This is a genomic window from Micromonospora haikouensis, assembly GCF_900091595.1.
Lineage (GTDB): Bacteria > Actinomycetota > Actinomycetes > Mycobacteriales > Micromonosporaceae > Micromonospora > Micromonospora haikouensis.
Window position 1 is genome coordinate 106,422 of the sequence record NZ_FMCW01000009.1, and the last position, 18,487, is coordinate 124,908.

12 protein-coding genes and 2 pseudogenes are annotated in these 18,487 nt (G+C 75.8%); 3 read left to right on the forward strand and 11 right to left on the reverse strand.

Annotation, left to right across the window (positions count from 1 at the left end):
- Positions 1–5: 5 nt before the first annotated feature.
- Together GA0070558_RS11190 and gltB are read right to left on the reverse strand one after the other, a co-directional pair.
- A complete protein-coding gene (locus tag GA0070558_RS11190; RefSeq protein WP_091278295.1) occupies positions 6–1,508 on the reverse strand; it encodes a glutamate synthase subunit beta in 1,503 nt (500 codons plus the stop codon).
- Positions 1,501–6,165, reverse strand: a complete 4,665-nt coding sequence (gene gltB, locus GA0070558_RS11195) for a glutamate synthase large subunit (RefSeq protein ID WP_091278297.1) — start codon at positions 6,163–6,165, stop codon at positions 1,501–1,503. The genes GA0070558_RS11190 and gltB overlap by 8 nt, the downstream gene beginning before the upstream one ends.
- Positions 6,166–6,310: 145 nt before the next feature.
- On the opposite strand from gltB, the gene GA0070558_RS11200 reads away from it, so the two are divergent.
- Positions 6,311–7,162 (forward strand): GNAT family N-acetyltransferase, encoded by an 852-nt coding sequence (locus GA0070558_RS11200; RefSeq protein ID WP_077939091.1) that lies wholly within the window; start codon positions 6,311–6,313, stop codon positions 7,160–7,162.
- Between the two features lie 256 nt (positions 7,163–7,418).
- On the opposite strand, the gene GA0070558_RS11205 is transcribed toward GA0070558_RS11200, so the two are convergent.
- The 5 genes from GA0070558_RS11205 to trpC form a co-directional block, all read right to left on the reverse strand.
- Positions 7,419–8,606 carry an FAD-dependent oxidoreductase gene (locus tag GA0070558_RS11205; RefSeq protein ID WP_091278299.1) on the reverse strand — a complete coding sequence of 396 codons (1,188 nt, stop codon included), beginning with the start codon at positions 8,604–8,606 and terminating at the stop codon, positions 7,419–7,421.
- A 15-nt stretch (positions 8,607–8,621) separates the two neighbouring features.
- On the reverse strand, positions 8,622–9,761 hold the full coding sequence (gene lgt / locus GA0070558_RS11210; protein ID WP_091278301.1) for a prolipoprotein diacylglyceryl transferase: 1,140 nt from the start codon (positions 9,759–9,761) through the stop codon (positions 8,622–8,624).
- 160 nt (positions 9,762–9,921) lie between these two features.
- On the reverse strand, positions 9,922–10,725 hold the full coding sequence (trpA, locus tag GA0070558_RS11215) for a tryptophan synthase subunit alpha (protein ID WP_077939088.1): 804 nt from the start codon (positions 10,723–10,725) through the stop codon (positions 9,922–9,924).
- 3 nt (positions 10,726–10,728) lie between these two features.
- Positions 10,729–11,964: a tryptophan synthase subunit beta gene (gene trpB, locus GA0070558_RS11220; protein ID WP_091278303.1), complete on the reverse strand. Its 1,236-nt coding sequence runs from the start codon at positions 11,962–11,964 to the stop codon at positions 10,729–10,731.
- Positions 11,965–12,035: 71 nt separating this feature from the next.
- On the reverse strand, positions 12,036–12,899 hold the full coding sequence (trpC, locus tag GA0070558_RS11225) for an indole-3-glycerol phosphate synthase TrpC (RefSeq protein ID WP_091278305.1): 864 nt from the start codon (positions 12,897–12,899) through the stop codon (positions 12,036–12,038).
- A 521-nt stretch (positions 12,900–13,420) separates the two neighbouring features.
- Between trpC and GA0070558_RS11230 the strand changes: the two genes are divergently transcribed.
- Complete coding sequence (locus tag GA0070558_RS11230) at positions 13,421–13,678, forward strand: hypothetical protein (protein WP_091278307.1); 258 nt, start codon at positions 13,421–13,423, stop codon at positions 13,676–13,678.
- A 154-nt stretch (positions 13,679–13,832) separates the two neighbouring features.
- Here GA0070558_RS11230 and GA0070558_RS11235 read toward each other — a convergent pair whose 3' ends face one another.
- The 4 genes and pseudogenes from GA0070558_RS11235 to GA0070558_RS34955 all read right to left on the reverse strand — a co-directional run.
- Positions 13,833–14,450 (reverse strand): Trp biosynthesis-associated membrane protein, encoded by a 618-nt coding sequence (locus GA0070558_RS11235; RefSeq protein WP_077939085.1) that lies wholly within the window; start codon positions 14,448–14,450, stop codon positions 13,833–13,835.
- Between the two features lie 37 nt (positions 14,451–14,487).
- The gene (locus GA0070558_RS11240) at positions 14,488–16,041 is read right to left on the reverse strand and encodes an anthranilate synthase component I (protein WP_091278309.1); all 1,554 of its coding nucleotides are present in this window, start codon (positions 16,039–16,041) and stop codon (positions 14,488–14,490) included.
- Positions 16,038–16,472: a phosphoribosyl-AMP cyclohydrolase gene (gene hisI, locus GA0070558_RS34235; protein ID WP_043969313.1), complete on the reverse strand. Its 435-nt coding sequence runs from the start codon at positions 16,470–16,472 to the stop codon at positions 16,038–16,040. Before hisI ends, GA0070558_RS11240 begins: the two co-directional genes overlap by 4 nt.
- 219 nt (positions 16,473–16,691) lie before the next feature.
- Positions 16,692–17,399: pseudogene (locus tag GA0070558_RS34955) on the reverse strand (phosphoribosyl-AMP cyclohydrolase); the annotation flags it as partial.
- A gap of 282 nt (positions 17,400–17,681) precedes the next feature.
- On the opposite strand from GA0070558_RS34955, the pseudogene GA0070558_RS11250 reads away from it, so the two are divergent.
- Positions 17,682–18,401, forward strand: a pseudogene (locus tag GA0070558_RS11250) (ABC transporter ATP-binding protein); the annotation flags it as partial.
- Positions 18,402–18,487: the final 86 nt, after the last annotated feature.

Sequence of the window (18,487 nt, forward strand, 5' to 3'; positions counted from 1 at the left end):
GGCCGTCAGCGGGCGGCGAGGGGCTGCCGCTCCGGGTCGACCGGGGCGGGCAGCTCGCCCACCCCGCCCAGGTAGGAGTGGATCGCGGCGGCCGCCGCCCGCCCCTCGGCGATCGCCCACACGATCAGCGACGCGCCCCGGTGCATGTCCCCGGCGACGAAGACGCCGTCGGCGTCGGTCTGCCAGTCCGGCCGGGCGTCGATCGCGCCCCGGGCGTTGCGGGCCACCCCGAACTGCGCCAGCAGCGGCTGCTCCTCGGTGCCCTCGAAGCCGATCGCCAGCAGCACCAGGTCCGCCGGCAGCTCCCGCTCCGAGCCGGGCACCGCCGTGACGATCCGCCGGCCGTCGCGCTTTTCGACGGTCACCTCGGCGATGCGCACGGCGCGCACCTGGCCGGTGCCGTCGTCGACGAACTCCAGCACGGCGGCGGCGAACACCCGGTCGCCGCCCTCCTCGTGCGCCGGGTAGCTGCGCAGGATCCACGGCCAGGTCGGCCACGGGTCGCGCGCGGCGTCGCGGGCGTGCGGCGGCTCGGGGTACAGGTCGAGCTGGTGTACGCCGGCCGCGCCCTGCCGGTGGGCCACGCCGAGGCAGTCCGCGGCGGTGTCGCCGCCGCCGATGATCACCACGTGCTTGCCGGCGGCGTCGATCGGGGTGCCGTCGGGCAGCACCGCGAGGGCCGGCCGGCCCTCGCCCGCGGCGACGACGCGGTTCGCGGCGACCAGGTGCGCCATCGCCTGGTGCACGCCGCGCAGCGCCCGCCCCGGCGTCTCCGGGGTGTCCCGGCCCTGCAACGCGCCGCAGGCGAGCAGCACCGCGTCGTGCGCCTCACGCAGCTGCTCGGCGGTCACGTCGACGCCGACGTTCACGCCGGTGCGGAACCGGACGCCCTCGGCCTCCAGCTGGGCCAGCCGCAGGTCGATGTGCTGCTTCTCCAGCTTGAAGTCGGGGATGCCGTAGCGGAGCAGACCGCCGATCGCGTCGTCGCGCTCGTACACCGTCACGGCGTGGCCGGCGCGGGCGAGCTGCTGGGCGGCGGCCAGGCCGGCGGGCCCGGAGCCGACCACGGCGACCGACCGGCCGGTCGGCGCCGCCGCCGGACGCGGCGCGAGGCCACCCCGGGCCGCCGCGTCGGCGATCTCCACCTCGACCTGCTTGATGGTGACCGGCTGCCCGCCGCCGATGCCGAGCACGCACGCCGCCTCACAGGGCGCCGGGCAGAGCCGGCCGGTGAACTCGGGGAAGTTGTTGGTGGCGTGCAGCGACTCCACCGCGGCGTCCCAGCCGCCGGTGCGGACCAGGTCGTTCCAGTCCGGGATGCGGTTGCCCAGCGGGCACCCGTCGTGGCAGAACGGGATGCCGCAGTCCATGCAGCGGGTGGCCTGCTCGCGGATCAGCGCCTCGCCGGCCGGCGGGTACACCTCCCGCCAGTCGGTGATCCGCACCGGCACCGGCCGGCGCGCGGGCAGCCGCCGGTCGTAGCGCAGGAAACCGTTCGGGTCAGGCACGAGCCACCTCCTGGGCGACCACCCGCGTGGCGGGCGGCACCGGCGCGGCCGGCGCGCTCAGCGCGCTCATCACCGCGTCGTCGACGTCATGGCCGGCGGCTTCGGCGGCCCGCATGATCTCCAGCACCCGGCGGTAGTCCCGGGGCACCACCGCGGTGAACTCCTCCACCGCCTCCGGCCAGCGCTTGAGCAGCGCCTCGGCGACCGCCGAGCCGGTCTCGGCGACGTGCCGGTGCACCAGCTCGTGCAGCCGGTCGGACTCCTCGTCGCTCAGCGGCGACAGGTCGACCAGCTCGGTGTTGACCCGCCGCTCGTCGAGCCGCCACACGTACGCGGTGCCGCCGGACATGCCGGCGGCGAAGTTGCGCCCGGTCTCGCCGAGCACCACCACCGTGCCGCCGGTCATGTACTCGCAGCCGTGGTCGCCGACGCCCTCGACGACCGCCACCGCGCCCGAGTTGCGCACGGCGAACCGCTCGCCGACCCGGCCGCGCAGGAAGACCTCGCCGGCCGTGGCCCCGTACAGGATGGTGTTGCCGGCGATGATCTGGTCCTCGGCCCGCTCCCCCGACGCGGCCTCGCCGTCGACGAACGGCGCGGCGGCGTCCGGGCGGACGACGAGCCGGCCGCCGGAGAGCCCCTTGCCGACGTAGTCGTTGGCGTCGCCGTGCAGCCGCAGCGTGACCCCGCCGGGCAGGAACGCGCCGAAGGACTGCCCGGCGGTGCCGCGCAGCAGGAACTCGATGGTGTCGGCGGGCAGGCCGGCCCCGCCGAAGCGGCGGGTGACCTCGCCGCCGAGCATCGCGCCGACGCTGCGGTGCTCGTTGCGCACCGCCACCTCGACCCGCACGGGCGTGCCGTCGGTCAGCGCCGGCTGCGCGAGGGCGATCAGCTCGTTGTCCAGCGCCAGCTCCAGCCCGTGCTCCTGGGCCCGCACGCCGCGCCGGGCAGCGCCGGCCGGCAGCTCCGGCAGGTGCAGGACCCGACCGAGGTCGAGGCCGTGGGCCTTCCAGTGGTCGATGGCCGGTACGACGTCGAGCAGCTCGGTCCGCCCGATCGCCTCCTCGATCGAGCGCAGGCCCAGCTCGGCGAGGTAGCCCCGGACCTCCTCGGCGAGGAAGAGGAAGAAGTTCTCCACGAACTCCGGCTTGCCGGTGAACCGCTCGCGCAGCACGGGGTTCTGGGTGGCGATGCCGACGGGGCAGGTGTCGAGGTGGCAGACCCGCATCATCACGCAGCCCTCGACGATGAGCGGGGCGGTGGCGAAGCCGAACTCCTCCGCGCCGAGCAGCGCCGCGACCAGCACGTCCCGGCCCGTCTTGAGCTGGCCGTCGACCTGCACGGTGACCCGGTCGCGCAGCTTGTTGAGCAGCAGGGTCTGCTGCGCCTCGGCCAGGCCCAGCTCCCACGGGGTGCCGGCGTGCTTGAGCGAGTTGAGCGGGGACGCGCCGGTGCCGCCGTCGTGGCCGGAGATGAGGATGACGTCGGCCTTGAGCTTGGCCACGCCGGCCGCGACGGTGCCGACGCCGGTCTCGCTGACCAGCTTGACGTGCACCCGGGCGGCCGGGTTGACGCACTTGAGGTCGTGGACGAGCTGCGCCAGGTCCTCGATCGAGTAGATGTCGTGGTGCGGCGGCGGGGAGATCAGGCCGACGCCGGGGGTGGCGTGGCGGGTGCGGGCGATCCACGGCCACACCTTGTTGCCGGGCAGCTGGCCGCCCTCGCCGGGCTTCGCGCCCTGGGCCATCTTGATCTGGAGGTCGTCGGCGTTGACCAGGTATTCGCTGGTCACGCCGAACCGGCCGCTGGCGATCTGCTTGACCGACGAGCGGCGGGCCGGGTCGTGCAGCCGGTCGACGTCCTCGCCGCCCTCGCCGGTGTTGGACTTGCCGCCGAGGCGGTTCATGGCGATGGCCAGGGTCTCGTGCGCCTCGGCGGAGATCGACCCGTACGACATCGCGCCGGTGGCGAACCGCTTGACGATCTCGCTGGCCGGCTCGACCTCGTCCAGCGGCACGGGCGGACGGACGCCGGTGCGCAGGGTGAACAGCCCGCGCAGCGACCCGGCCTTCGCGGCCAGTTCGTCGACCTTGGCCGTGTACTGCCGGAACACGTCGTACTGGCGGCTGCGGGTGGCGTGCTGGAGCAGGAAGACGGTCTCGGGGTTGAACAGGTGCAGCTCGCCCTCGCGACGCCACTGGTATTCCCCGCCGACCTCCAGCCGGTCGGTCGCCACCGCGCCCGGCGCCGGCCAGGCCAGCGAGTGCCGGGCGGCCACCTCGGCGTGCACGCCGTGCAGGTCGACCCCGCCGATCGTGCTGGGGGTGCCCCGGAAGTAGCGCTCGACGAGGCGGGCGTCCAGGCCGACGGCCTCGAACACCTGCGCCCCGCAGTACGACGACACGGTCGAGATGCCCATCTTGGACATGATCTTCAGGACGCCCTTGCCGAGCCCCTTGACGTAGTTGCGCACCGCCTTCGCCGGCTCGACGCCCGTCAGGGCGCCGGTGGCGATCATGTCCTCGACCGACTCGAAGGCCAGGTAGGGGTTGACGGCCGCCGCGCCGTAGCCGATCAGCACGGCCGCGTGGTGCACCTCGCGGCAGTCGCCGGACTCGACGACCAGCGCCACCTGGGTGCGGGTCTGCTCGCGGACGAGGTGCTGGTGCACGGCGGCGGTGAGCAGCAGCGACGGGATCGGGGCGAGGTCGGCGTTGGAGTCGCGGTCGGACAGCACCAGGATGCGTACGCCGTCCTCGATCGCCTCGGAGACGTGCCGGCAGATCTCGGTGAGCCGCGCCTTGATCCCGGCCCCGCCGTCGCGGGCCCGGTAGAGCCCGGAGACCCGCACGGCCTTGAAGCCGGGCAGGTCGCCGTCCTCGTCGATGGAGAGGATCTTGGCCAGCTCGTCGTTGTCGATCACCGGGTAGGGCAGCACGATCTGCCGGCAGCTCGCCGGGCCCGGGTCGAGCAGGTTGCCCTCCGCGCCGATCGTGTGCTGGAGGCTGGTCACCAGCTCCTCACGGATGGCGTCCAGCGGCGGGTTGGTGACCTGGGCGAAGAGCTGGTGGAAGTAGTCGTAGAGCAGCCGCGGCCGGGTCGACAGCGGGGCGATCGGGGTGTCGGTGCCCATCGAGCCCAGCGGCTCGGCCCCGGTGCGGGCCATCGGGGCGAGCAGGATCTTCAGCTCCTCCTCGGTGTAGCCGAAGGTCTGCTGGCGGCGGCGCACCGAGTCGTGGGTGTAGACGATGTGCTCGCGCGGCGGCAGGTCGCCCAGGTCGATCAGCCCGGCGTGCAGCCACTCCGCGTACGGCTGGGCGGCGGCCAGCTCGGTCTTGATCTCGTCGTCGGAGACGATCCGGCCGGCGACGGTGTCGACCAGGAACATCCGGCCAGGCTGGAGCCGGCCCTTGGCGACCACGGTGGCCGGGTCGAGGTCGAGCACGCCCGCCTCGCTGCCGAGCACCACCAGGCCGTCGGCGGTGCGCCACCAGCGCCCCGGGCGCAGCCCGTTGCGGTCCAGCACCGCACCGACGATCTCGCCGTCGGTGAACGCGACCGACGCCGGCCCGTCCCACGGCTCCATGAGGCTCGCGTGGAACCGGTAGAAGGCGCGCTTGTCGGCGCGCATGTCGGGGTCGTTCTCCCACGCCTCGGGGATCATCATGAGCACCGCGTGCGGCAGGCTGCGCCCGGCCAGGTGCAGCAGCTCCAGGACCTCGTCGAAGTTCGCCGAGTCGGAGGCCGCCGGGGTGCAGACGGGGAACACCCGGCGGATGTTGCCGGGCAGGTTCGGGCTGCGCAGCAGCGCCTCGCGGGCCTGCATCCAGTTGCGGTTGCCGCGGATCGTGTTGATCTCGCCGTTGTGGGCGATGATCCGGTACGGGTGGGCCAGCGGCCACGACGGGAACGTGTTGGTGGAGAACCGGGAGTGCACCAGCGCGATGGCGCTGTCGACCCGCCCGTCGGTCAGGTCGGGGAAGAACTCGGGGAGCTGGTCGGGGGTGAGCATCCCCTTGAACACCATCGTCCGGCACGACAGCGACGGGAAGTAGGCCGCCACGCCCCGCTCGGCGGTCTCCCGCTCGGCCTGCTTGCGGACGCAGAACGCCACCCGGTCCAGGTCGAGGCCGGACAGCGGGGAGCCGGCCGGGCCGGCGGGGGTGTCGGTGAGCCGGCTGGCGGCCAGGAAGACCTGCCGCACCCGGGGCATCGCCGCCAGGGCGGTCTCGCCGAGGCCGCTCGGGTCGGTGGGCACGTCCCGCCAGCCGAGGACCTCGGCGCCCTCGACCAGGGCGTACTTCTCCAGGACCCGGCGGGCGCGGGCCTCGCCGTCGTCGTCGGTCGGCAGGAAGACCAGGCCGGTGGCGTACTCGCCGGCGGGCGGCAGCGGGAAGTCGACGACCTCGCGCAGGAACGCGTCCGGCACCTGGATCATGATGCCCGCGCCGTCGCCGGTGTTGTGCTCCGCGCCCCGGGCGCCCCGGTGGTCCAGCCGGAGCAGCGCGCCGAGACCGTTGGCGACGACCGAGTGGGAGCGCCGGCCGTACAGGTCCGCCACGAACGCCACCCCGCACGCGTCGTGCTCGTGCGCGGGGTCGTACAGCCCGGCCGCGGGCGGGGCCGACTGCTGGCTGAGAGGGTACGGAAAGGCCACCGGGCCTCCTGTCGTCACTCAGGTTGGATCATGGTCGGGACGACGTCGGCCCTTATGGGTCTATTGAGTCTACGTTAGGGGTAGGCGCGCAAGGCCAGTTCAGATTGATCACACTTCCAGATTCTGGGAAGGGTAGTCTCGCGCGGTGGATCACGTACGCGTTGAGACGACCGTGACGTTCGACCGGCTGGAGCGGTTCTACGACGCCGTGCCCCGCGACGTGGCCCGCGCCGAGGAGCACGGCCCCCTGGTCCTGTTCGCCCGGGAAGGGGCGGGATGGCCGTTCTACGCGCGTCCCCGCCTCGACGCCGCCGGCCCACCCTCCGTGGCCGACATCACCGCCGTGCGCCAGCGGCAGCGGGACCTCGGCCTGCCGGAGGCGTTCGAGTGGGTGCACGAGCGCAACCCGGACCTGCTCGCGGTGGCCCGCGCTGCCGGGCTGACCGTCCTGGAGGCCCCGCTGATGGTCCTCGACCCCGCCGCCCTGGCCGACCCGGGCAGCTTCACCGACGTGCCGGTGCGCCTGCTGGACGCGGCCTCCCCCGGCCTCGCCGCCGACGTGGCCGCCCGCCGGGCGGTCGCCGCCGTGGGCTTCGCCGCCGCCGGCACCGCCCGGGGCGACGCCGGCCCGGCGCAGCGGGACGCGGCGATCACCGAGCTGGACGTGGCGGCGCTGGAGGAGGAGCGGGCACGCACCGCCGACGGCCGGCGGCTGTCCGCGCTCGCCGAGGCCCCCGGCGAGGGTGCGCTGGCCAGCGGGATGGCGATGCGGGTGGGCGACACCGCCGAGATCGCCGGGGTGGCCACCCTGCCGGCCGCCCGCCGCCGGGGGCTCGCCGCGGCGGTCACCGCCACCCTCGCCCACGCGCTGCGCGCCGCCGGCACCGACCTGGTCTTCCTCTCCGCCGGCAGCGAGGACATCGCCCGCGTCTACGTGCGGGTCGGCTTCCGCCGGATCGGCACCGCCTGCATCGCCGAGCCCGCCGCGATCATCTGACGCCGCCGTCGCCGTCGCGGCGGCCCGCGGGAGGCGCCGCCGCCTGCCGGCCGGGAACGCGCGGCGCTGCCGGCCAGGGACGCGCGGCCATGTCGGCGACATCGCGGTATCAGGGCGTCGGGGATACCGCCATGTCGCCGACATGACGCCCGGGGCCGGCCCGGGGCCGGACCCGGCCCACGCCCGGACCCAGCCGGTGCCCGGACGCGCCCGGACCCGGCTCGGACCGGACCCGGCCCGGCTCGGCCCCGGGCCGTCAGGACGGGGGACGCCACTGCGCGGCGGAAGCCGCCGCGCCGGAGAGCAGGCGGGGACTGATCGCGCCGAGGGCGGCGTCGCGCGCCCGCAGGGCGAGCCGGCCCCGGGCCTGGAGCACCGCCGACATCCGGCGGGTCTGCCGCACCACCGTCGCCGCGCGGGGGCGGCGCAGCCGGTCGTACGCGACCACGGCGTCCGGCAGGCGCGACTCGCGCAGCAGCGAGGCGAGGGTGGCGGCGTCCTCGAAGGCGAGGCAGGCGCCCTGGCCGAGGTGCGGGGGCATGGCGTGCGCGGCATCGCCGAGCAGCACCACCCCGCCCGGCCCGGCCGGGAAGCCGTAGGAGCGGGGCAGCGGGCGCAGCTCGCGGATCTCCTGCTGCACCAGGTCGGCCGGGTCGGTGGCGTCGAGCAGCTCGCCGACCGGTGTGGGCCAGCCGGCGTACCAGCGGCGCAGCAGGGTGAGCTGGGTCTCCGGCGGCTCCGGGCGGGGCGCGCCCGCAGCGGTGGCCACCCAGTAGATGCCGCCCCGGCTCGACGCGCCCGACGAGCCGCGCTCGCCCAGCGAGGCGGCCACGAAGCGGTACCCGGCGCCCAGCGTCTCCCCGCCGACGGACTGGTCGGCCGGCAGCCGGGGCGCCCGGTACCAGGGGATCACCGCCCGCCAGGCGGCGCAGCCGGAGCTGACCACCCGGGACTCGGGGGCCAACTGCCGGCGGATCTCGCTGTCGGTGCCGTCGGCCGCGACGATCAGGTCGGCCTCGAAGCGCTGCCGGCCGTCGCCGACCGACGGGCGCTGGCCCGGCTCGGCCCGCACCGTGCGCACCGACACGCCGGTGCGCAGCTCCACCCGCTCGCCGAGGCCGGCGATCAGGGCGTCGTGCAGGTCCTCCCGGTGCACCACCACGGGCATCCGGTCAGCCGGGGTGGGGCGGGGCTGCACCAGCCACTGCCCGTCGGGGCGGCGCACGCCGCCGTCGGGCAGCGGCGTGGCGATCGCGTCGAGCCCCGCGCCGAGGTCGAGGGCGCGCAGCGCGCGTACCCCGTTGGGCCAGAGCACGACGGCCGTCGGGTCCGGGCGGACCCGGTCGGCGCGCTCCAGGAGGGTGACCTGCCAGCCGGACCGGGCCAGCGCGCCGGCGACCGCCAGGCCGCCGATCCCGGCGCCGACCACCACCGCGGTACGCATGCCGACCCCTCCCGCTCAGCTCTCGCGGTCGGCGGCGCGGGTGCCGGTGGCCCCGGCCGCCTCGTCGTCCGTCTCGTCGGCTCCGTCTTCGTCCTGATCGGCGTCGCCCGCCGCGTCGGGGCCGGCCGCGGCCGGGTCGTCGGGGACGACCCCGGTCTCCCGGTACGCGCGGAACTGCTCCTCGCTCACCACCCGGTAGCCCTCCGGGGCGGCGGCCCGCGCGCCGGCCTCCCGCTCGGACAGGTCGAGCTGGGACACGTCGCCCCCGGTCGGGGCCGGCTCCGGGGCGGGGCCGCCCACCGGGACGAGGTATTCGCGGGGCCCGCGCACCCGCAGGAAGTAGACCAGTGCCCCGACGAAGACCAGCGCGGCCGTCCAGACGTTGAGCCGGAGGCCGAGGATGTGGTTGGCCTCGTCGGTGCGCATCAGTTCGATCCAGAACCGGCCGGCCGTGTAGCCCATCACGTAGAGCGCGAACGCCCGCCCCCGGCCCAGCCGCAGCCGCCGGTCGAGGACGAGGACCAGGGCGGCGACGCCGACGTTCCACAGCGCCTCGTAGAGGAACGTCGGATGGTAGAGCCCCGGCAGCAGCACCGGCTCGCCGTCGACGACCTTGGCATGACCCGGGTTGCGCGGGTCCATGTCGTGCACCCGCAGCCCCCACGGCAGGGTCGTCAGGCCGCCGTAGAGCTCGTTGTTGAACCAGTTGCCGAACCGGCCGACCGCCTGCGCGAGCGGGAGCCCCGGGGCGAGCGCGTCGGCCACCACCGCGAACGGGATGCCGAGCTGACGGGCGGCGATCCACGCGCCGAGCGCACCGCCGGCCACCGCGCCCCAGATGCCGAGGCCGCCCTCCCAGATGGCGAACGCCTTGAGCGGCTCGCCGCCCGCGCCGAAGTATTTCTCCGGCGAGGTGATCACGTGGTAGATCCGGGCGCCGATGATGCCGGTCGGCACCGCCCAGACGGCGATGTCGAGCACCGCGCCGGGGGCGACGCCGCGCTGGCGCAGCCGGCGCTCGGTGACCACGCAGGCCACCGCGATGCCGGCGATGATGCAGAGCGCGTACGCCCGCAGCGGCAGCGGGCCGAGCTGCCAGACGGCCGTGCTGGGGCTCGGCAGGGCCGCCTGGGGGATCGTGGAGACGAGGGTCACGGGTGCACACGCTACCGCCGCCCACCGCCCGACCGGCACCCCGGGCCGGGTTGCAAGGAGGGGCCCCTTGTTAACGCATACGGTAGAGAAGGGTCCCCTTCTCACCCCGCACGGCGCGCACGAGCGACGCCGGACGGGGGCGGCGCGGGCGCGGGGCGGATCAGCGCTGCGGGTGGCGGACGCCCTCGGCGAGCTCGGCGCTCAGCGCCCGCAGGGCGGTCAGGCCGGCGGCCGGGTCGGGCGCGTCGAGCAGGCAGCGGATCAGCGCGCTGCCGACGATCACGCCGTCGGCGTAACCGGCGACGGTGCCGGCCTGAGCGCCCGTGCCGACGCCGAGCCCGACGCCGACCGGCAGGTCGGTGACCTCGCGCAGCCGGGAGACCAGGATCGGCGCGGCCTCCGAGGTCTGCGACCGGGCGCCGGTGACGCCCATGATGGCGGTGGCGTAGACGAAGCCCCGGCAGTGTTCCACGGTCATCCGCAGCCGCGCGTCGGTCGACGACGGGGAGACCAGGAAGGTGCGGTCCAGCCCGTGCGCGTCCGAGGCGGCCAGCCACTCGTCGGCCTCGTCGGGGATCAGGTCGGGGGTGATCAGGCCCGTGCCGCCGGCCGCCGCGAGGTCCCGGGCGAACGCGTCGACGCCGTACTGCTCGATGGGGTTCCAGTAGGTCATGGTGACCACCGGCGCGCCGGTGGCCGCGACGGCCTCGATGATGCGCAGCGTGTCGGCGGTGCGTACGCCGCCGGCCAGGGCGATGTCGCTGGCCTTCTGGATGACCGGGCCGTCCATCACCGGGTCGGAGTAGGGGATCTCCACCTCGATGACGTCCACGCCAGCGGAGACCATCGCCTTCATGGCGGCGATGCTGCCCTCGACGGTCGGGAAGCCGGCCGGCATGCAGCCCACCAGCACGGCCCGCCCGTCGGCCCGGGCCTTGTCGAACGCGACCCCGATGCGGCTCACGAGTCACTGCTCCTTGTCGAGGATGCCGAAGTATTCGCCGGCGGTGTGCACGTCCTTGTCGCCCCGGCCGGAGAGGTTGACCAGGATGACCGGTTCCCGGCCCAGCTCGGCGGCGAGCCCTGGGGCGATCTTGCGCGCGCCGGCAAGGGCGTGCGCGCTCTCGATCGCCGGGATGATCCCCTCGGTGCGGCAGAGCAGCTCGAACGCGGCCATCGCCTCGGCGTCGGTGACCGGCAGGTAGTTCGCCCGGCCGCTGTCGTGCAGCCACGCGTGCTCCGGCCCGACGCCCGGGTAGTCCAGGCCGGCCGAGATGGAGTGCGACTCGACGGTCTGCCCGTCGGCGTCCTGCAGCACGTAGGTGCGGGCGCCGTGCAGCACGCCGGACGTGCCGCCGGTGATGCTGGCCGCGTGCCGGTCGGTGTCCACGCCCTCCCCGCCGGCCTCGAAGCCGTAGAGCCGCACGCCCTCGTCGGGCACGAAGGCGTGGAAGATGCCCAGCGCGTTGGAGCCGCCGCCGACGCAGGCCGCGACGGCGTCGGGCAGCGCGCCGGTCGCCTCCAGGCACTGCGCGCGGGCCTCGACGCCGATGCCCCGGACGAAGTCCCGGACCAGCTCGGGGAACGGATGCGGGCCGGCGGCCGTGCCGATGAGGTAGTGCGTCTCGTCGACGTTGGCCACCCAGTCCCGCATCGCCTCGTTCATCGCGTCCTTGAGGGTGCGCGAGCCGGTGGTGACCGGGACGACCGTGGCGCCGAGCATCCGCATCCGGGCCACGTTGAGCGCCTGCCGCTGGGTGTCGACCTCGCCCATGTAGACCACGCATTCGAGGTCGAACAGGGCGGCGGCCGTCGCGGTGGCCACGCCGTGCTGGCCCGCACCGGTCTCGGCGATCACCCGCCGCTTGCCCATCCGCTTGGTCAGCAGCGCCTGGCCGAGCACGTTGCGCACCTTGTGGGCGCCGGTGTGGTTGAGGTCCTCCCGCTTGAGCAGCACCTGCGCGCCGATCTTCGCGGAGAACCGGTGGGCCGGGTAGAGCCGCGAGGGGGTGCCGGCGTAGTCGCGCAGCAGCGCGTCGAACTCGGCGCGGAACGACTCGTCGGACATCGCCTTGCGGTACGCGGCGTCCAGCTCGTCGAGCGCCGCGACGAGCGCCTCCGGGACGAACCGGCCGCCGAACCGGCCGAAGTGACCGGCGGCGTCGGGGAGCTGACCGGCCGGGGCCGGTTCGGTGGCGCTCATGGCGGTGTCCTCTCGCTGCTGACTTCTCGCCCCGGGTTACTCAGCGCGCCGGGCGGGACGCCCGGCGCGGCTCAGCGTGCCGGGCGGGGCGTCGCCGGGTGGTTGCCGGCGTTGACCAGGGCGGCCACCGCCTCGCGGGGGCTGGAGTGGGTGACCAGGCCCTCGCCGACGAGCACGGCGTCGGCGCCGGCCGAGGCGTAGCGGATCAGGTCGTGCGGGCCGCGCACGCCGGACTCGGCGATCTTGACGACGTTGCTGGGCAGGCCGGGCGCGATCCGCTCGAACACCGACCGGTCGACCTCCAGGGTACGCAGGTCGCGGGCGTTGACCCCGATCACCTGCGCGCCGGCCTCCATGGCCCGGTCGGCCTCCTCCTCGGTGTGCACCTCGACCAGCGCGCACATGCCGAGGGACTCGATCCGCTCCAGCAGCCCGACCAGCGCGTTCTGCTCCAGCGCGGCCACGATCAGCAGGACCAGGTCGGCGCCGTGCGCGCGGGCCTCGTGCACCTGGTAGCTGGAGACGACGAAGTCCTTGCGTAGGACAGGGACCTTGACCGCGGCCCGGACGGCGGCCAGGTCGTCCAGCGAGCCACCGAACCAGCGCCCCTCGGTGAGCACGCTGATGACCCGCGCACCCCCGGCGGCGTAGTCGGCGGCGAGGACGGCCGGGTCGGCGATCTCGGCGATCTGGCCCTTGGACGGCGACGAACGCTTCACCTCGGCGATCACGGCCACGCCGGGTCGGCGCAGGGCCGCGTACGCGTCCAGCGGTGGCGGCGCGGCGGCGGCGAGCTCACGGATCCGCTCCAGCGGAACCTGCTCCTGCCGCCGGGCGACGTCCTCGCGGACGCCGGCCAGGATCTCGTCGAGGACGCTTCCGGACGCCGCCGGACCGGCCCCGTCCCCCTCCGCGTGCGCATGCTCAGCAGTCACCAACGGACTCCCCTCTCCGGGTGTCATGGGCCGATGCTAGGGGGCGCCACCTGGCAGCACGTGCCGGGGGTATGGCGCTCCTCACGAGATGGGCTGCGGCATAATGGCCGACTTCCGGTGAACGGTGGATCACCGAGCGCGATCTACCGCATCGATCGCGGTGACGCCACCGCCCGCCAGGCCATCGACGATCGCCCATCTTCATCGGATCATTGTCCGTCGGCGCCGCGCCGCGCGCACGCCGCCCGGTGCCCACCGGCGCGACCGGCCGGCGACCCGCACGCGCGCCGGCCTGCGACCGCGCGCACGCCGGTCGATGTTGTGACGAAGCTCAAGGCTGAACGGCCCTGCCCAGGTGGATGGATCCGGCGGACAGTTGACGTGGCGGTGACCACGGCGAAACGTGAGCCGGGCACCGTGGAGCTCGGGCAGACTCGACGAGGGGCCTGCCCGCGGCCCATCGGGCGGCCGCGGCGAGCAGCCGCCCGAGCCGTCGGAACGATCTCGCGTGGGGTGACCAGATGAGCACTGCCGGGCCCAACCCGACCATCGGACTGACCACCATCTCCCGCACCGTGGCGTCGCTGGCCGTCGGGGTGGTGCACACCCTGGAGCGGGCCGTCGTGGGCGACGCCCGGGTGCGCACCGCGCGCGGCAACGCCTGGGAGGCCGTCTGCGCCGACCGGGCCCGTGCCCACCAGCGCGCCGAGCTGGACCACCTGGTGGCCGAGCTGGCCGCCGCCCGCGCCGCGACGCGGGACCGCCAGCCGGTCGGCTGACCCCGGCCGCTGACCCCGCCGGGCCGGCCCCGGCCGCGAGGCAGCCGGCCAGTCGATTCGCCGGCCAGTCGGTTCGCGGGCCAGTCGGTTCGCCGGTCGGCCGGTTCGACAGTGGGCCCTCGCCCTCGCGCCCGACGCGGACGGCGTTCGCCGGTCAGTCGGCCGTCGGGTCCTCGCCCCGGTCCAGCGCGTCCCACGCCTCGGTGGTGCGCCGCCCGGTCACCGGGCCGGCCGCGGCCTCCGCCGGGGCGGGGCCCGCGCCGCGTCGACCCGGGCGCTCGTAACGCGCCCCCATCGCCGGCCAGCCCGCGCCGCGCAGCGCGACGAGGCCGCCGCCGAGGGCGGCGAGCAGACCGCCGACCAGGCAGAACGCCGGCCACTGCCGGCTCACCGTGCCGTCGAACGCGGCCACCAGGCCGTAGCCGCCGCCGACCGCGACGGCCGCCCCGAGCGCCAGCAGCAGGACGCCGACCAGCCGACGCGGCAGCCCCCGGGTGGCCAGCACCGCGCCGCCCCCGGCCAGCCCGACCACCGCGAGCGCGGGCAGCCAGGGCAGCAGCCCCGCCCCGGTGCGGGCCGCGCGCACCGGGGGCAGCGGCGCCGGCCGGGCGGCCAGCTCCACCGCCCACGTCCGGGTCGACGCCCACAGCGCCAGGCCCGCGCCGGCCAGGCAGAGCAGCACCGCGTACGTCAGCTCGCGGCGCGCCCGCGCGGCCGGCGCGCCGGCCCCGGAGGTCTCCCGGTCGGTCGCCGGCCCGGTCACCGCGGCCACCCGCCGCCCGGCGCCACGACGCGCCGCCCCGCCGCGCTCACCGGGCGGGCCGCAGCGTCTCGGCGGCGGCGATGGCGGCGAGCACGGCGGCGGCCTTGTCGCGGGTCTCCCGGTCCTCGGCGGCCGGGTCGGAGTCGGCCACCACCCCCGCGCCGGCCTGCACGTACGCGCGGCCGTCGCGGATCAGCGCGGTGCGGATGGCGATCGCCATGTCCAGGTCCCCGCCGAAGCCGAAGTAGCCGACCGTGCCGCCGTAGAGGCCGCGCCGGACCGGCTCCAGCTCCTCGATGATCTCCATGGCCCGGACCTTCGGCGCGCCGGACAGGGTGCCGGCCGGGAAGGTCGCGGCCAGCGCGTCGAACGCCGTCTGCTCCGGGCGCAACTCCCCGACCACGGTGGAGACGATGTGCATGACGTGGCTGTACCGCTCGATGGTGGCGAACTCCGGCACCTGGACGGTGCCCGGGCGGCAGACCCGGCCCAGGTCGTTGCGGCCCAGGTCGACCAGCATGACGTGCTCGGAGCGCTCCTTCGGGTCGGCGAGCAGCTCGGCGGCGAGCCGGGCGTCGGCGTCCGGCGTGGCGCCGCGCGGGCGGGTGCCGGCGATCGGGTGCAGCAGCGCGCGGCGGCGGCCGTCGGGGCCGGCGTTGACCTTCAGGTGCGCCTCGGGCGACGAGCCGACCACGTCGAAGCCGTCGAAGCGCAGCAGGTACATGTACGGGCTCGGGTTGGTGGTGCGCAGCACCCGGTAGACGTCCAGCGGGTCGGCGTCGGTGGGCCGCTCGAAGCGCTGGGCCAGCACGATCTGGAAGCACTCCCCGGCCCGGATCGCCTCCTTGGCCGCCTCGACGGCCTTCGGGTAGCCGCCCGCGTCGGTGCGGCTGACCACGTCGCCGACGGCCGGCCGGTCGACCGTGGAGATCATCGGCGGGATGGGCCGGGACAGCGCCGTGGTCATCGCGTCCAGCCGGCCGACCGCGTGGTGGTAGGCGGCGGCGACCAGGGCGTCCCGGCCCGGCTCGTCGGCCGGCGGGAGCACCGCGTTGGCGATGAGGATCGCCGAGCCGTCGTAGTGGTCGAGGACCACCAGGTCGGTGGCGAGCATCATGCCCAGCTCGGGCAGGCCGAGGTCGTCCTCGGTCAGCTCGGGCAGCCGCTCGAAGCGACGGACCAGGTCGTACCCGAGGTAGCCGACCATGCCGCCGGTCAGCGGCGGCATACCGCTGGCCGGGTCCCAGGCCGGGCCGGCGAGGGCCTCGACGGTCTCGCGCAGCACCTTGACCGGGTCGCCGCCGGAGGGCAGCCCGGCCGGCGGCTGGCCGGTCCAGCCCGCCACGCCGTCGCGCTCGGTGAGGGTGGCGCTGCTGCGCACGCCGATGAACGAGTATCGCGACCAGGCCATCCCCGCCGAGCCGGCCCCCTGCTCGGCGGACTCCAGCAGGAACGTGCCGGGGCCGCCGGCCAGCTTGCGGTAGACGCCCACCGGGGTCTCCGCGTCGGCGAGCAGCCGCCGGGTGACCGGGACGACCCGCCAGCGGGCCGCCAGGTCGGCGAAGGTGGCCTGGTCGGGGCTGACGACGCCGTCGGTCATGCCTGCCCCCCGGTGGTGGTGACCGGCAGCTCGGTGAAGAAGCAGGTGCGCTCGCCGGTGTGGCAGGCCGCGCCGACCTGGTCGACGCTGACCAGCAGCGCGTCGCCGTCGCAGTCCAGCGCGACCGAGCGGACGTGCTGGAGGTGGCCGGAGGTGGCCCCCTTGACCCAGTACTCCTGCCGGCTGCGCGACCAGTAGGTGGCCAGGCCGGTGGTGAGGGTGCGGTGCAGCGCCTCGTCGTCCATCCAGGCGACCATCAGCACCTCGCCCGTGTCGTGCTGGCGCACCACGGCGGCCACCAGACCGTCGGGGGTGCGGCGCAGCCGCGCGGCGACGGCCGGGTCGAGCCGGGACGGGCGGGCCGGGCCGGGCGTCGCCGCCGGGGTCCTGGGGGCGTTGGCGCCGGTCACCGGCGCGTCAGGTACGGGCACAGTCAGCCATTCTCCCGCACGCGGCGACGGCACCGGCGACGGCTCCCGCCGGGCACCCGGCGCCGGCTCGGGCACGCGGGCCCGCGCCGGTACGGGCCCGCCGGTGAGCTGCGCGAGGTAGCGGTCCAGCCGCCCGTCGGACAGGGCCTCGGCGAGGTCCGTGCCGGCGACGGCGGCGATCTCCTCGGCGTACGGGCGGACCAGCGGGACGGTGCCGGTGACCAGCCGCCCGGCGGCGGCCCAGAGCTGCCCGACGGAGCCGGGGCGCACGCCGAGGCAGAGCAGCATGCCGTCGCGGTATCCGGGCGGGGCGACCGGCAGGTCGAGGGCGGCGGCGAACGCCGCCCGGCGGGACACCACCCGTACCGACGGGTTGGCCAGCCGCAGCACGGACGGGCAGAGCCGGGCCAGGTCGGCGGCGGCCAGCCGGACGCCGAGGTGGTCACCCCGGGCCCGGGCCCCGGCGACCTTACCGAGCGTGGCGATCAGTTCCTCCAGCCGGGGCTCGTCGGCGGGCTGGCAGAGCACCGGCAGGTCGATGCGGGCACGCCACCGTTCGTCGGCCCAGAGCAGCCGGATCGGCGCGGTGACCGGCAGCCCGAACGCCCACTCGGCCGGCTGGGCGAGCCGCTCCAGCCAGGAGCGGACGTCGCGGACCGCCACCGAGACGTGGGTGAGCCGGCCGCCGGTTTCGGCCAGGTAGGCGCGGCGGGCGGCGTACGGGGCGTTGATCGGCGGCCCGGCCGGGCGGCCCGGCGTGGCGTCGGCGACCAGCACGTCGAGGTCGACGTCGCTGTGCGCCGTGGCGGCCCGGCGGGCGTGGCTGCCCCGCAGCAGGATGCCGACGACGGGGCGCTCGGCTGCCTGCCGCAGCCGGGCGGCCCAGTCGTCGAGGAATCCACTTTCCGGTGACGCAGCGTGACCCACCGCGCCATCGTGCCGTACGCCCGATCGGGGCGCAATGCCCGATGCCGGACGGGCTGTCCGGTCAGAAGGCTGACGCCCCGGTCCGAAGGCTGGTGCCCGAGGGTTCTCTTTCCTGCCTCGGGGTACCTTTCGCCGCCGCCCGGCGGCACCCCGGCTCCGGCCGGCCGCCCCGCCCGTCGCGGCGGCAGTCCCGCCCGGCCGGGCGGCGACCGTTGCGGGCGACCCCCTCCCTCACCTAGCGTGGAGTTCATCGGGTGATGAATTACTTCCCAGGGGGTGGCGATGGACCACGCGATCGCGGTCCGCGACCTGGTCGTGGACCGGGGCCGACGCCGGGTGCTGCACGGCGTGACGTGCGCGGTGCCGCGCGGCGCCGTCACCGGCCTGCTCGGGCCCAGCGGCAGCGGCAAGACCACCCTCATGCGGGCCGTCGTCGGGGTGCAGACGGTCCGCTCGGGCTCGGTGACCGTCCTCGGCCGGCCGGCGGGCTCCCCGGCGCTGCGCAGCCGGGTGGGCTACCTGACCCAGGCGCCCAGCGTCTACGCCGACCTCACCGTCGCCGAGAACGCCCGCTACTTCGCCGCCCTGCACGGTCGGGGCCGGGCCGAGGCCGACCGGTCCGTGGCCGACGTCGGGCTGGCCGACGCCGCCGGCCAGCTCGTCGGCTCCCTCTCCGGCGGGCAGCGCAGCCGGGCGTCGCTGGCCTGCGCCCTGGTCGGCGAGCCGGAGCTGGTCGTCCTCGACGAGCCGACGGTCGGGCAGGACCCGGTGCTGCGGGCCGACCTGTGGGCCCGGTTCCACGCCCTCGCCGCCGCCGGGACGACCCTGCTGGTGTCCAGCCACGTGATGGACGAGGCCGCCCGCTGCGACCGCCTGCTGCTGATCCGCGAGGGCCGGCTCGTCGCCGACGACACCCCCGACGCGGTCCGCGCCGCCGCCGGGGTCGACGATCTCGACGAGGCGTTCCTGCGTCTGATCCGGGCCAGCGAGGCGGCCGCCGGGCAGGACGACGGTGGTCCGGGCGGCGGCGGACAGGACGACGGCGGGCGCGGCGGCGGGCAGGCTGACGGCCTCGGGCGGGCAGCCGG